Below are 14189 nucleotides of genomic sequence, written 5' to 3'. Positions count from 1 at the left end.
AGTTGCCTATTGAGTTCATTGCTTAACCACAATATTTTCCTGTGACGGATCGACATGCCCCATTTGCAGCTTTTCCGTCGCGATCCGCTCAACGCGGCTATGATCCCCGAGAGAGTTCTCCTCCAGGATCAGATTTCGCCATTCGATATCCAGCGCATCACGCTCCAGCAGAAGCTGCTCGCGCTCCGCAGTCAGCAAGCGCGTCTTGTGCGCCGTTGTCACCACAAAAACGGCAGAAACCAGTACGGCAATCATCAGCAACATGGGGAGCTTTGCATTACGCAGCAGATCCTCACCGATGACGCCAACCAGAGTGTGCCGTTCGTTACCGATCATGCCGGCAGTCTCTCAGCGAACCGCAGCACGGAGCTACGCGCGCGCGGGTTTTCTGCAATTTCTGCTTCCGAAGGCATCAGTTTCTTTCCGACGGCTTTTAACGTCTGGCCGCCCTGACTGCGCAACTGCTCTTCCGTTAACGGCAGGCCAGCAGGCACCTGTGGCCCACGGCTCTGATGGCGAATAAACCGTTTCACGATTCGATCTTCTAACGAGTGGAAGCTGATAACCGACAGACGTCCCTGCGGAGCCAGTACGCTTAACGCGCCTTCTAACGCACGCTCGATCTCTTCCAGCTCACTGTTGATGTAAATGCGGATCGCCTGAAAACTGCGTGTCGCCGGGTGCTTATGTTTTTCTCTCACCGGGCTGGCTGCCGCAATCAATTCGGCCAGCTCTTTTGTCCGCGTCATCGGCTCAGTGCGATTACGCTCGACAATCGCGCGGGCAATGCGTTTAGCAAAACGCTCTTCGCCGAACGTTTTCAAGACCCAGACAATGTCGTCAGCTTCCGCTTTCATCAACCATTCGGCAGCAGACAAGCCGCGCGTCGGATCCATACGCATATCCAGCGGGCCATCGCGCATAAATGAGAATCCACGTTCAGGGTCATCAAGCTGTGGGGAAGAAACGCCAAGATCGAGCAGAACACCGTCGATCTGCCCGGTCAGCCCGAGTTCCGCCACATACTCCGCCATAGCGGAAAACGGCCCGTGAATAATAGAGAAACGAGGATCGTCAATCGCCTTGGCAGCTTCAATAGCCTGAGGATCGCGATCGATAGCTAACAGACGTCCTTCCGGCCCCAGTTGGGAAAGAATCAGACGAGAGTGACCACCGCGGCCAAATGTGCCGTCGATGTATATGCCGCCGCTGCGAATGTTCAGACCATTTACGGCCTCATCCAACAGGACGGTGGTATGTTTATAATTTTCCAGCATGACTATAGCGATAGGTCCTGCAACCGCTCAGACAAGGGTTCCTGAGTCGATTGTTCAGCGTCAATATCATCCCTGACCTGTTGATACCAAGTCTGTTCATCCCACAGCTCAAACTTGTTGAACTGTCCGACTAGCATCACTTCTTTTTTAAGGTCCGCATGCTGCCTTAACGTATTCGCAATCAACAAACGCCCTGCACTATCCATTTGGCACTCGCTGGCATGCCCCAATAACAGCCGCTGAACGCGGCGTTCAGCTGGGTTCATGCTCGATAAGCGAGACAGCTTTTGTTCAATGATTTCCCATTCAGGTAAGGGATAAAGCAGCAGGCATGGCTGATGCAGATCAATGGTGCAAACCATTTGACCTTGCGATTCCCCGTTCAGCATTTCCCGGTATCGGGTAGGCACAGCAAGGCGCCCTTTACTGTCGAGGTTAACCAGCGTAGCCCCACGAAACATACCTGAGTTACCCCTTCATAACCTTTTTCACCACTTTATCCCACAAAATCCCACCTTTAAGAGTGTACGGAGGGTATGAAAACCTTGTCAAGCCAGAGCTGGCGCGCTTTGGGATTATTCCTGAATGAATTGGGGCCGGCATAGAGATAAAAGGAATAAGGAGTCAAAATTAACGAAGATTAACGTCATGATAATTTGAGAAAAATTCATAACGGAATGGGAGCATTACACACATATCGCTATCCACATCAACATCTCGATTATTTTTCTTGTCACAAGCAGATACCAAAGACAACGGTTTTCAGAATTGTCTTACTAGCCCAGAACACCTTGAATACCAAGGCCTGCGTGAGTCTGCAGAATCATACCGCTATGGGTAACAGTTGCTCAATGTCACATTTTTAACATCAACATCATCGATTCTTGATTAATCAGCTGATTTACCTTACTCAAGGCTCCCCTCACCAACGAATACGGCTTTCTGAACAGGAATACAGGCTCAGAAAACGGGTCGAATTACGTGTGCAACGCCTCCCCCAAGAGAAGCATGAAAAGCGGCGTCACAAGCAGCCCTTTTTTATCGGTCATTTACTCACTTCCTTTAACGCTTTAATGCAATTACCTCCCCGCGGAAACGCCTCGTACTGAAAAAACCATAACGATTTGTTTTTAAATAATTTTAAATCTCTTGTCGCGATAAAAAAACGGGAAATTTATCGGATAGACATAAAGTAGCGGGAAAGTATAAAAAACAATCACAAATAAATATTTTTACCTAGTACAAAGCCAATCATTCAGTGATGTAAACTACACAAACAAAATAAGTCATGACAAAAAACCATACAAATCCATTACACCAGTTTATCCGCCCTAAGAATGGAGCAGCCCGGTATGTTTTCCCCGACGTCACGATTGCGAAGTGCCACCGCAGATACCTTTGCGCTCGTTGTCTATTGTTTCATCACCGGCATGGCAATAGAAATCATGCTTTCCGGGATGAGCTTCGAGCAATCGCTGTCTTCACGTTTACTGTCTATCCCCGTGAATATTGCCATTGCCTGGCCGTACGGGCAGTATCGCGATCGCGTGTTGAATATCGCCAGACGTCACGGTGGTGAGCATTTTCTAGTGCGCAGCGTTGCCGATCTGTTTGCCTATGTCAGTTTCCAATCCCCAGTTTACGCCATCATTCTCTGGTCTATCGGGGCGAATCCCGCCCAAATCCTGACGGCCGTTACCAGTAACCTGGTGATATCGATGGTGACAGGCGTGATATACGGTTATTTCCTGGAATATTGCCGTCGGCTATTCCGCGTGGCATTGCCATAAAAGCGAAGTAAGCGTGGGCCGTGAATTGAGATTGAGCAGTAGAAAGTAGTCAAAGAGAAGCGCCATAGTCATCTATGGCGCATAAAGGCAGAGAGAGATTACGCGCGGCTCAGTGAGCCACGACGGTACAGGTTACGCCGGATACGATTCAAACCTGGCTTAGGCCTTTTCGGTTCATCCAGACTGGCCAGCACCAGTTCCAGTACGCGTTCCGCGACTTCACGATGGCGCTGAGCGACAGACAATACCGGGCATTCCAGATAATCCAACAGCTCATTATCACCAAAGGTCGCAATAGCCAGATTATTCGGCAAGCGACCGTTAATCTTCAGGTTGACGTCCATCACTCCCTGCAATAGCGGGAATGAAGTGGTGAATAACGCTTCGGGCATAGGATTATTTTTCAAATAATCCATAAACGCGGCAGCGGCAGCTACGCGTTCATAGCTATTAGAATAAAGGTAATTCACTTCACGCGGATCGCCCGCCCACGCCTGACGAAACCCTTGCTCACGCAAGAAGCTGACGGAAAGCTCAGGCAAGGCGCCAAGATACAGTACCGATTTCGCAGGCACTTTGCGTAATTCCTGCGCCAGCATTTCGGCATCTTCAAGATCGGCCCCCACCACGCTGGTGAAGTGCTCACGATCTAACGCCCTGTCTAACGCAATAATCGGCAGGCTGCCGTTTATCCAACGTTGATAAAACGGGTGCTCCGGCGGTAATGCGGTAGACACAATAATCGCGTCAACCTGGCGCTGCAACAGATGCTCAATACACCGCATCTCATTGTCTGGCTGATCTTCTGAACACGCAATTAATAGCTGATATCCGCGCTGTCTGGCCTGACGCTCCAGATAATTGGCGATGCGTGTATAGCTGGTATTTTCCAAATCGGGAATAACCAAACCAATTGAACGTGTGCGTCCAGCACGTAATCCAGCCGCGACGGCGTTGGGATGATAATTGTGCTCCCTGACGACAGCCATGACTTTCTCAACGGTCTTATCGCTAACGCGATATTGTTTTGCTTTCCCGTTAATGACATAGCTGGCTGTCGTGCGTGAAACACCCGCAAGACGCGCGATTTCATCCAGTTTCACGGTAACCCCTTAGTAGGCCGGAAAATAAGTAGGCCGGCTCAATAAATAGTGTGATGACCATAAAATCATCATGGATATGGCGTAGATCTAACAGCAGAAGCTTTTGTACGGCAACTGCTTTTATCACGTTACCGACATATTTCAAGCTGCCATATCAATAATGGACGTCTTTTAACCTGAAATATATTGCGCCTATACCCTAAATAATTCGAGTTTCAGGAAGGCGGCAAGAGAAGGAATCCCGATGAGCTTACTCAGGTAAGTGATTCGGGTGAGTGAACGCAGCCAACGCACATGCAACTTGAAGTATGACGGGTATATATAAGATAAGGGAAATAAAAAGGCCCAATACTATTATCGGGCCTCTTAAAAGAAAAAGCAGCGAAAAGTCGATTAACGCATGATTTTATCGCCGCGTGATACGCCGACGATACCAGAGCGTGCCACTTCAACAATTTCTGCAACTTCACGCACCGCGCTGAGGAAGGCGTCCAGTTTATCGCTGGTGCCAGCAAGCTGTACGGTATAAAGCGAAGCGGTAACATCCACGATCTGGCCGCGGAAAATATCGGCGCAGCGTTTCACTTCCTCGCGACCATATCCTGTGGCTTGCAGCTTCACCAGCATGATCTCACGCTCAACGTGCGCGCCCTGCCCCAGTTCACTGACGCGCAGGACATCCACCAGCTTGTGCAGTTGCTTTTCGATCTGCTCCAGCACTTTCTCATCGCCTACCGTCTGAATCGTCATACGGGATAGCGTAGGATCTTCGGTTGGGGCTACCGTCAGGCTTTCAATGTTGTAGCCGCGCTGGGAAAACAGGCCGACGACACGTGACAAGGCGCCCGATTCATTCTCAAGTAATACTGATAAAATCCGCCGCATGATCAGGTCCTCTCCGTTTTGCTCAGCCACATTTCATCCATCGCCCCGCCACGAATCTGCATGGGGTAAACATGCTCGCTGCTGTCGATGTTGATATCAACAAACACCAGACGATCTTTCTGTGCCAGCGCTTGCGACAGCTTACTTTCCAGTTCGTCCGGCGTATCGATAGAAATCCCGATGTGACCGTACGCTTCAGCCAGCTTGACGAAATCCGGTAACGATTCCATGTAAGAACTGGAATGGCGGCCAGAGTAGATCATATCCTGCCACTGCTTCACCATACCGAGGAAACGGTTGTTCAGGTTAATTACCACCACAGGCAAATCATATTGCAGCGCCGTAGAAAGCTCCTGAATATTCATCTGAATACTGCCATCGCCCGTTACGCAAATCACAGTCTCTTCCGGCAACGCGAGTTTAATACCCAGTGCCGCAGGCAGGCCAAAGCCCATCGTGCCCAACCCACCGGAGTTCACCCAGCGACGCGGTAAATCGAACGGATAATACAGCGCGGCGAACATCTGGTGCTGGCCGACGTCCGATGCCACATAGGCTTTACCTTCGGTCAGCCGATGCAGCGTTTCAATCACCGCCTGCGGTTTAATCTTGTCGCCTTCGGTGCTGTATTTCAGACAGTGACGCCCACGCCACTGTTCAATACCCTGCCACCAGTCGCGCAGCGCATCAAACTGCTGCTGTGCGCCATCCTGTGCCAGCAACTCCAGCATCAGGGTTAACACCTGTTTAGCATCGCCAACGATAGGGATATCGGCGTTTACCGTTTTGGAAATCGACGCGGGATCGACATCAATATGCAGTACCGTCGCATTCGGGCAGTACTTCGCCAGATTGTTCGTCGTACGGTCGTCGAAACGCACCCCTACGGCGAAAATCACATCGGCGTTATGCATAGCCGTATTGGCTTCATACGTCCCGTGCATCCCCAGCATACCGAGGCACTGACGGTGCGTGCCGGGAAAGCCGCCCAGCCCCATCAGAGAGGTGGTCACTGGCAGGTTCAGTTTTTCCGCCAGCGTCAGCAGCTCTTCGTGACATTCCGCATTAATTACGCCGCCGCCGCTGTAGATAATCGGTTTTTTTGCTGCCAGCAGGGTTTGCAGCGCGCGACGAATCTGACCTTTGTGGCCCTGAACCGTCGGATTATAGGAACGCATGCTGACGCTTTCAGGATAAACGTACGGCAGTTTATTCGCCGGATTCATGATGTCTTTCGGCAGGTCGACCACCACCGGCCCTGGGCGTCCGGTCGATGCCAGATAAAACGCTTTTTTCAGAATCGTCGGGACATCTTCCGCTTTCTTGACCAGAAAACTGTGCTTCACGATAGGACGGGAAATGCCGACCGTGTCGCATTCCTGAAAGGAATCATAGCCAATCAACGAAGTCGCAACCTGACCGGACAACACCACCATAGGAATGGAGTCCATATACGCCGTGGCGATACCGGTAATCGCGTTGGTCGCACCGGGGCCGGACGTGACCAGCACAACGCCGACCTCGCCCGTCGCACGCGCGTAGCCATCGGCCATATGTACCGCACCTTGCTCATGCCGCACCAAAATATGCTCGATTCCCCCAACCGTATGCAGGGCATCATAAATATCCAGCACCGCACCGCCCGGATAACCGAACACATGTTTTACGCCCTGATCGATCAACGATCGGACCACCATTTCGGCGCCTGACAACATCTCCATGGGTCTGCCTCTTTTGTTCAGAAAGCGGAATCCGCTTCTGTATTGATTCGGGAGAAATCCCCGAACTCACATTGTATTAATACTGTTAACTTTTAGTACAAGAATACGAAATATTATAGGGATTACTGATAACCCATTAACATAACGCCAGATTATGACGCAGACAAACGGCAAAAAACCACCGCCCTTAATCAGGACTAGGGGGAATCGAACGTGAGGGAAAAAAGAACTGAGATAAAATACTAACCGGGAACCTTCAAACCTGAGAGATCGTCCATGAAGGCCATAAATTACAGAGTGAAATCTTGAGGCCGAAAAACCCTCTTTCTTTTCAGGAAACGGGTTATCCGGCCTCCAACGCCATCAGGATTCCGCGTACATCGCATCAATTTCCAGCTGGTAACGCTGGTTGATGATCTTTCTGCGCAGCTTGAGCGTTGGCGTCAGCTCCCCTTCCGCCATCGAAAACGGCACAGGCAGCAGCGTGAATTTCTTTACCTGCTCCACGCGGGAAAGTTCCTTCTGCATCTCCCGCAGGCGCTGCTCGAACAGCTCAATAATATGGCTGTGGCGCAGCAACTCCAGACGATCGTGGTATTTCAGGTTGATCGAGTGCGCGTATTCCTCCAACGCCTCGAAACAGGGAACAATCAGCGCAGATACGTACTTACGCGTGTCTGCGATAATGGCAACCTGTTCGATGAAGCGATCCTGTCCCAGCGTCCCTTCCAGATGCTGCGGGGCAATATATTTACCGCCCGAGGTTTTCATCAGATCTTTCAAGCGCTCGGTAATAAACAGGTTACCGTTGGCATCCAGCTCTCCCGCATCGCCGGTTCTCAACCAGCCGTCTTCGGTAAAGGTTTCTGCGGTTTCCTGAGGGCGATGGAAATAGCCGCGCATGATGGTCGCCCCGCGCACCTGAATCTCTTTTTCCTCGCCAATGCGGACTTCAATGCCCGGCAGCGGCGTACCAATAGAGCCTAAGCGGAAATGGTTCTCTTCCCAGCAGGAAACCGTCGCGCAGGTTTCGGTCATGCCGTAACCATAGATGATACGAATCCCGATCGAGCGGAAAAACAGAATGATGTTGTCATCCAGCCGCGCGCCTGCCGCTGGCATAAAGCGAATCTCGCCTCCCAGAAGCTGGCGAAGTTTCCCTAACACCAGACGATCGGCATAGCGATGCATAACGCGGCGGAAGAGCCCTGCTTTTTTCGCCGTCTGACTAGCCAGAAACACGTGTTTCCCCTGCGTAACAGCCCAGTTGAAGAGCCGCTGGCGATACCACGGCGCCTGCGCCACTTTTTCATGGATTGCGCTATACACTTTCTCATAAAAACGCGGTACGGCGCACATCACCGTTGGCCTCACCGCCTGCATTGCCTCACGCACCAGATTCGTGTTGCTGAGATACACGTTCTGCGCGCCGCGGTGCATAATGACAAAGCTCCAGGCGCGCTCAAATACGTGGGAAAGCGGTAAGAAACAGAGCGATACGTCATTTTCTGACATATCCAGACGATCGTCGTGTAGCTTAAGCTGCATCGCCATGTTGGTGTAATCCAGCATGACGCCTTTCGGCTCACCGGTGGTGCCAGAGGTATAAATCAGCGTAAACAGATCGTTGAGATCGCGGCTGTCGACGCGCGTTTGCCATTCATCACGCCAGAAATCATCTACCGCCTGCGCTTCAAACTCATGTAGGGACTGAACAATGTCGCTACCGCGCAGGTTAACGCCCTCATCCATCACGATAATATTTCGCAGTTGCGGGCAGCTCTCGCGTAACGACAGCAACGCATCCAACTGCTCCTGACCACCAACGAATATCGTACGGATATCGGCATCATTGATGATGAACGCCGCCTGTGCCGCCGTATTAGTGGCATAGATTGGCACGCTGATCGCACGCAGGTGCAGCAGCGCCAGGTCGGCCAGCGACCAATTCATCGAGTTATGAGAGAAAATCGCGACTCGTTCCTGAACGTCGACTCTCAGCGCCAGGAGCGCGCTGGCAATCCGCCGAATGCGCTGTCCGGCCTGTGTCCAGGTGAGCTGTTGTTCGCCCGCAGGCGTCCACTCGCGCAGCGCAATACGACCCGCGCAGTGATTGATCCGATCTTGAACCCGGTGCACCACATGATATGGCTGTAAATGATTAGTCATCTGTAAAAGAATTTATAAGGGAAGTGAAGTCGACAGCGTTTCAGCGTACAGCTGTACATTATTTGGCGTGCAGTCTACCGTCCTTGTTCAAAACCGCAACGATCTTTCGTTCATTCGTCGCAGGCTATCGCTGGTTTACTTGACGCACATCACACCAATCAAAAGTTGACATAGCCCCAATAATCGCGTACCAATAAAGCAACACTGAATTTTAGATGACGAGACACCATGTTCAACTTTACTGTCCTACTAGGCCTACTACTAAACGCATCCTTCTTGCGCGGTAGGTTTGTGGGCAGAGTTCAGAACTAAGTTTCTCGCCACACGATACAAAAAACCCGCGCTAATGCGCGGGTTTTTTTTTACTCGCCGAGCGCCAAGTACAAGTAGACACGACAAGGAACTAAACCAATGAGCGAGCAAGTCATTATTTTTGATACCACATTACGCGATGGTGAACAGGCTTTACAGGCGAGTCTGAGTGTAAAAGAAAAACTGCAAATCGCCTTCGCCCTGGAGCGTATGGGTGTTGATGTCATGGAAGTTGGCTTTCCTGTGTCCTCTCCCGGCGATTTTGAATCCGTTCAGACTATTGCCCGCAATATCAAAAACAGTCGTGTGTGTGGCCTGACCCGCTGCGTCGAAAAGGATATCGATGTTGCCGCAGAAGCGCTGCGTGTCGCAGAAGCCTTCCGTATTCACACTTTTATCGCAACCTCACCGATGCACATCGCCACGAAGCTGCGCAGCACGCTGGACGAAGTCATCGAACGCGCTATCTACATGATTAAGCGCGCGCGTAACTACACAGACGATGTCGAGTTCTCCTGTGAAGATGCGGGTCGTACGCCAATCCCAGACCTGTGTCGCGTGGTTGAGGCCGCCATCAACGCGGGTGCTCGTACCATTAATATCCCGGACACCGTCGGCTACACCATGCCGCATGAGTTCGGCAACATCATCTCCTCGTTGTACCAACACGTTCCTAATATCGATAAAGCCATTATTTCTGTTCACACCCATGACGATCTGGGTTTAGCCGTTGGCAACGCCATGGCGGCAGTGCACGCAGGCGCTCGTCAGGTAGAAGGCACATTGAACGGTATCGGCGAGCGTGCTGGTAACTGTTCACTGGAAGAAGTCATCATGGCGATCAAAACCCGCCATAACATCCTGAATGTGCATACCAATATCAATCATCAGGAAATCTACCGCACCAGCCAGTTAGTCAGCCAGATTTGTAATATGCCTATCCCCGCTAACAAAGCGGTTGTGGGTGCCAACGCCTTCGCCCACTCTTCCGGTATTCACCAGGATGGCGTGCTGAAGAACCGTGAAAACTACGAAATCATGACGCCGGAATCCATCGGCCTGAAAGAAGTGCAATTGAACCTGACTTCCCGTTCCGGTCGTGCCGCGGTGAAACACCGTATGGAAGAGATGGGCTATCAGGATAGCGATTACAATCTGGACGATCTGTACTCCGCCTTCCTGAAACTGGCCGATAAGAAAGGCCAGGTCTTTGATTACGACTTGGAAGCGCTGGCCTTCATCAACCGTCAGCAGGAAGAGCCAGAGTTCTACCATCTGGATTATTTCAGCGTTCAGTCCGGTTCCAGCGTGATGGCCACCGCTTCTGTCAAACTGATCTGTGGTGAAGAAACCCAGTCAGAAGCCGCGACGGGGAATGGCCCGGTAGATGCCGTTTATCAGGCAATCAACCGCATTACGGGCTATCAGGTTTCTCTGGTTAAATACCAACTGACCGCCAAAGGTCAGGGTCGTGATGCGCTGGGTCAGGTTGATATCGTTGCAGATTATCAGGGCCGCCGTTTCCACGGTGTCGGTCTGGCGACGGATATCGTTGAATCTTCCGCACAGGCAATGGTAAATGTATTAAACAACATCAAACGTGCTCAGCAGGTAGAAAAAGAAATTCAACGTCTGCAGCAGCACAATAACCAACAACAAAACGATAGCAAACAACAAAACAGTCAGGAAACAGTGTGATGACAAAGAGCTACCATATCGCCGTTTTACCCGGAGACGGCATTGGCCCGGAAGTAATGGCACAGGCGCACAAAGTGCTGGATGCGGTACGCCAGCGTTTTGGCATCCGCATTACCACCAGCGAATACGACGTTGGCGGTATCGCCATTGACCGTCAGGGCACGCCGCTGCCGCAAGCGACTGTCGCAGGCTGCGAGCAGGCCGATGCGATTCTGTTCGGTTCCGTGGGCGGCCCGAAATGGGAACATTTGCCACCGGCAGAGCAGCCGGAGCGCGGTGCGTTGTTGCCTCTGCGTAAGCACTTCAAACTGTTCAGCAACCTGCGCCCTGCTCGCCTGTATCAGGGGTTGGAAGCGTTTTGCCCGCTGCGCAGCGACATCGCCGCGAAGGGCTTTGATATTCTGTGCGTCCGCGAACTGACGGGTGGCATCTACTTCGGTCAGCCTAAAGGACGTGAAGGTAGCGGTCAGTATGAGCGTGCTTTCGATACCGAGGTGTATCACCGTTTCGAGATTGAGCGTATCGCACACATCGCGTTTGAATCCGCCCGTAAGCGTCGCAGCATCGTGACCTCTATCGATAAAGCCAACGTGCTGCAAAGTTCTATTCTGTGGCGTGAGATCGTCACGGAAGTCGCCAAAGCCTATCCAGACGTGAAGCTGTCCCATCTGTATATCGATAACGCGACAATGCAGTTAATTAAAGATCCGTCTCAGTTTGACGTGATGCTGTGTTCTAACCTGTTCGGTGACATTCTGTCCGACGAGTGCGCTATGATTACTGGCTCAATGGGCATGCTGCCTTCCGCAAGTCTGAATGAGCAAGGCTTCGGTTTGTACGAGCCTGCTGGCGGTTCTGCACCGGATATCGCGGGTAAAGACATTGCCAACCCGATCGCGCAGATTCTGTCACTGGCGCTGCTGCTGCGTTACAGCCTGGGCGCGGATGATGCCGCAGAGGCGATCGAAAAAGCGGTCAATACCGCACTGGCTGAAGGCTACCGCACCGCCGACCTGGCAAGTACCAGCAACGCGATTGGTACCAATGAAATGGGCGACGTGATTGCGCGTTTTGTGGCGCAAGGGGCATAACCATGGGTAAGACGTTATATCAAAAATTGTTCGAAGCGCATGTGGTTCATGAAGCGCCAAACGAAACGCCGCTGCTGTATATCGACAGACATCTGGTACACGAAGTAACTTCCCCGCAGGCTTTCGACGGCCTGCGCGCGATGGGCCGCAAGGTTCGTCAGCCGGGGAAAACCTTCGCGACCATGGACCACAACGTGTCCACGCAAACCAAAGACATCAACGCCAGCGGCGAGATGGCTCGCATCCAGATGCAGGAGCTGATCAAAAACTGTGCGGAATTCGGCGTTCAGCTGTATGACCTGAACCACCCGTATCAGGGCATCGTTCACGTTATTGGGCCTGAGCAAGGAATGACGCTGCCGGGCATGACCATTGTCTGCGGTGATTCGCACACGGCAACGCACGGCGCATTTGGTTCACTGGCTTTCGGCATCGGTACGTCGGAAGTGGAACATGTGCTGGCGACACAAACCCTGAAGCAGGGTCGCGCTAAAACCATGAAGATTGAAGTCACCGGCGATGCGCCACACGGCATCACCGCAAAAGACATCGTGCTGGCGATCATCGGTAAAACCGGTAGCGCAGGCGGCACCGGTCATGTGGTTGAATTCTGCGGCACCGCTATTCGTGCGCTGAGCATGGAAGGCCGTATGACGCTGTGCAACATGGCGATTGAAATGGGTGCGAAAGCCGGGTTGGTCGCGCCGGACGAGACCACCTTCAATTACCTGAAAGGCCGTCAGTTTGCGCCGAAAGACGCCAACTGGGATGCCGCCGTTGCATACTGGAACACGCTGAAATCGGATGATGATGCGCAGTTCGATACGGTTGTCACGTTGGACGCCGCGCAGATCGCACCGCAGGTTACCTGGGGCACCAACCCCGGTCAGGTTATCGCCGTCAATCAGGAAATCCCTAGCCCTGACTCTTTCAGCGATCCGGTAGAACGCGCCTCCGCGGCCAAAGCGCTGGCCTATATGGATCTGCAACCCGGCATTAAACTGACCGACGTGAAGATCGATAAAGTCTTCATTGGCTCCTGCACCAACTCGCGTATCGAAGATTTGCGCGCTGCGGCAGAAATCGCCAAAGGGCGCAAAGTCGCCGCTGGCGTTCAGGCTATCGTTGTACCTGGCTCCGGCCCGGTCAAAACCATGGCAGAGCTGGAAGGGCTGGATAAAGTGTTCATCGAAGCGGGTTTTGAGTGGCGCTTACCGGGCTGCTCTATGTGTCTGGCGATGAACAATGACCGCCTGAACCCCGGCGAACGTTGCGCTTCAACCAGCAACCGTAACTTTGAAGGCCGTCAGGGGCGCGCTGGCCGCACCCATCTGGTCAGCCCGGCAATGGCTGCGGCTGCCGCGGTAACGGGTCGCTTTGCCGACGTCCGCGAGTTGAATTAAGAGAGAAACCGACATGGCTAAATTTACTCAACACACTGGTCTGGTGGTTCCTCTGGATGCCGCTAACGTCGATACCGACGCCATCATTCCCAAGCAGTTTCTGCAAAAGGTGACGCGTACCGGTTTCGGCCAACATCTGTTCCACGACTGGCGCTTTCTGGACGATGCGGGTCAACAGCCTAACCCTGAGTTTGTGCTGAACAAGCCGCATTACAAAGGGGCGAGCATCCTGCTGGCGCGGGAAAACTTCGGCTGCGGCTCTTCCCGTGAGCACGCACCGTGGGCGCTGACCGATTACGGCTTCAAAGTCGTTATCGCCCCAAGCTTCGCTGATATCTTCTACGGCAACTCGTTTAACAACCAACTGCTGCCGGTGAAACTGAGCGACGCGGAAATAGACGAACTGTTCAAGCTGGTTGACGGGCAGGAAGGCATTAACTTCATCGTCGATCTGGAAAATCAGGTCGTTCAGGCGGGTAGCAAAAGCTATCCGTTTGAAATCGACAGCTTCCGTCGTCACTGTATGATCAACGGATTAGACAGCATCGGCCTGACGCTGCAACACGAAGCGTCTATCACCGAGTATGAAAAGAATCAGCCGGCCTTTTTGAACTGATTCAAGATTACAGATAGCCAAAGCCCGCACTTTGGACTGACCCCGTAAAGTTGGACAGTTCATGTTAAGCGGCTTTCAGGGTCTGGGTTCGGTATTCTACCGGACTCAGGCCTTTTAATTTCAA

At 52.3% G+C, this 14189-nt stretch carries 12 protein-coding genes; 5 read left to right on the top strand and 7 right to left on the bottom strand.

The window, feature by feature from the left end; genetic code table 11:
- Window positions 1-15: 15 nt before the first annotated feature.
- Genes ftsL through mraZ form a run of 3 tightly spaced genes read right to left on the bottom strand, consistent with a single transcriptional unit; the run spans window position 16 to window position 1738 of the window.
- On the bottom strand, window positions 16-336 hold the full coding sequence (gene ftsL, locus WCT94_RS19120) for a cell division protein FtsL (RefSeq protein WP_180741529.1): 321 nt from the start codon (window positions 334-336) through the stop codon (window positions 16-18).
- Complete coding sequence (gene rsmH / locus WCT94_RS19115; protein ID WP_336871186.1) at window positions 333-1277, bottom strand: 16S rRNA (cytosine(1402)-N(4))-methyltransferase RsmH; 945 nt, start codon at window positions 1275-1277, stop codon at window positions 333-335. The genes ftsL and rsmH overlap by 4 nt, the downstream gene beginning before the upstream one ends.
- A gap of 2 nt (window positions 1278-1279) precedes the next feature.
- Window positions 1280-1738 carry a division/cell wall cluster transcriptional repressor MraZ gene (mraZ, locus tag WCT94_RS19110; RefSeq protein WP_010298042.1) on the bottom strand — a complete coding sequence of 153 codons (459 nt, stop codon included), beginning with the start codon at window positions 1736-1738 and terminating at the stop codon, window positions 1280-1282.
- An 891-nt stretch (window positions 1739-2629) separates the two neighbouring features.
- Here mraZ and WCT94_RS19105 point away from each other — a divergent pair.
- On the top strand, window positions 2630-3067 hold the full coding sequence (locus WCT94_RS19105; protein WP_336871184.1) for an L-alanine exporter AlaE: 438 nt from the start codon (window positions 2630-2632) through the stop codon (window positions 3065-3067).
- 98 nt (window positions 3068-3165) lie between these two features.
- Here the strand turns inward: WCT94_RS19105 and cra are convergent, their stop codons facing one another.
- From cra to WCT94_RS19085, 4 genes are all read right to left on the bottom strand, one after another.
- Complete coding sequence (cra, locus tag WCT94_RS19100) at window positions 3166-4170, bottom strand: catabolite repressor/activator (protein ID WP_039278293.1); 1005 nt, start codon at window positions 4168-4170, stop codon at window positions 3166-3168.
- 393 nt (window positions 4171-4563) lie between these two features.
- Window positions 4564-5055, bottom strand: coding sequence for an acetolactate synthase small subunit (gene ilvN, locus WCT94_RS19095; RefSeq protein WP_005975253.1), 492 nt, complete (start codon window positions 5053-5055; stop codon window positions 4564-4566).
- Window positions 5056-5057: 2 nt separating this feature from the next.
- On the bottom strand, window positions 5058-6776 hold the full coding sequence (gene ilvI, locus WCT94_RS19090; RefSeq protein ID WP_015841736.1) for an acetolactate synthase 3 large subunit: 1719 nt from the start codon (window positions 6774-6776) through the stop codon (window positions 5058-5060).
- A 363-nt stretch (window positions 6777-7139) separates the two neighbouring features.
- On the bottom strand, window positions 7140-8945 hold the full coding sequence (locus WCT94_RS19085; RefSeq protein WP_336871182.1) for an AMP-dependent synthetase/ligase: 1806 nt from the start codon (window positions 8943-8945) through the stop codon (window positions 7140-7142).
- A gap of 411 nt (window positions 8946-9356) precedes the next feature.
- Here WCT94_RS19085 and leuA point away from each other — a divergent pair, with 411 nt between their 5' ends.
- The 4 genes from leuA to leuD are packed head-to-tail and all read left to right on the top strand — an operon-like array spanning window position 9357 to window position 14065.
- Complete coding sequence (gene leuA, locus WCT94_RS19080) at window positions 9357-10955, top strand: 2-isopropylmalate synthase (protein ID WP_015841738.1); 1599 nt, start codon at window positions 9357-9359, stop codon at window positions 10953-10955.
- Window positions 10955-12046: a 3-isopropylmalate dehydrogenase gene (leuB, locus tag WCT94_RS19075; protein WP_336871180.1), complete on the top strand. Its 1092-nt coding sequence runs from the start codon at window positions 10955-10957 to the stop codon at window positions 12044-12046. The genes leuA and leuB overlap by 1 nt, the downstream gene beginning before the upstream one ends.
- A 2-nt stretch (window positions 12047-12048) precedes the next feature.
- Window positions 12049-13449: a 3-isopropylmalate dehydratase large subunit gene (gene leuC, locus WCT94_RS19070; protein ID WP_336871178.1), complete on the top strand. Its 1401-nt coding sequence runs from the start codon at window positions 12049-12051 to the stop codon at window positions 13447-13449.
- Between the two features lie 13 nt (window positions 13450-13462).
- Window positions 13463-14065 (top strand): 3-isopropylmalate dehydratase small subunit, encoded by a 603-nt coding sequence (leuD, locus tag WCT94_RS19065; protein ID WP_336871175.1) that lies wholly within the window; start codon window positions 13463-13465, stop codon window positions 14063-14065.
- Window positions 14066-14189 lie beyond the last annotated feature (124 nt).

This window comes from Pectobacterium sp. 1950-15, assembly GCF_037136835.1.
Classification (GTDB): Bacteria; Pseudomonadota; Gammaproteobacteria; order Enterobacterales; family Enterobacteriaceae; genus Pectobacterium.
The sequence above is the reverse complement of the archived record's forward strand: the minus strand, read 5'-3'. Positions and strand labels throughout refer to the sequence as shown.

Coding starts and splice junctions, on each gene's coding strand:
- ftsL (WP_180741529.1), bottom strand. CDS start 336: ATGATCGGTAACGAACGGCACACTCTGGTTGGCGTCATCGGTGAGGAT.
- rsmH (WP_336871186.1), bottom strand. CDS start 1,277: ATGCTGGAAAATTATAAACATACCACCGTCCTGTTGGATGAGGCCGTA.
- mraZ (WP_010298042.1), bottom strand. CDS start 1,738: ATGTTTCGTGGGGCTACGCTGGTTAACCTCGACAGTAAAGGGCGCCTT.
- WCT94_RS19105 (WP_336871184.1), top strand. CDS start 2,630: ATGTTTTCCCCGACGTCACGATTGCGAAGTGCCACCGCAGATACCTTT.
- ilvN (WP_005975253.1), bottom strand. CDS start 5,055: ATGCGGCGGATTTTATCAGTATTACTTGAGAATGAATCGGGCGCCTTG.
- ilvI (WP_015841736.1), bottom strand. CDS start 6,776: ATGGAGATGTTGTCAGGCGCCGAAATGGTGGTCCGATCGTTGATCGAT.
- WCT94_RS19085 (WP_336871182.1), bottom strand. CDS start 8,945: ATGACTAATCATTTACAGCCATATCATGTGGTGCACCGGGTTCAAGAT.
- leuA (WP_015841738.1), top strand. CDS start 9,357: ATGAGCGAGCAAGTCATTATTTTTGATACCACATTACGCGATGGTGAA.
- leuB (WP_336871180.1), top strand. CDS start 10,955: ATGACAAAGAGCTACCATATCGCCGTTTTACCCGGAGACGGCATTGGC.
- leuC (WP_336871178.1), top strand. CDS start 12,049: ATGGGTAAGACGTTATATCAAAAATTGTTCGAAGCGCATGTGGTTCAT.
- leuD (WP_336871175.1), top strand. CDS start 13,463: ATGGCTAAATTTACTCAACACACTGGTCTGGTGGTTCCTCTGGATGCC.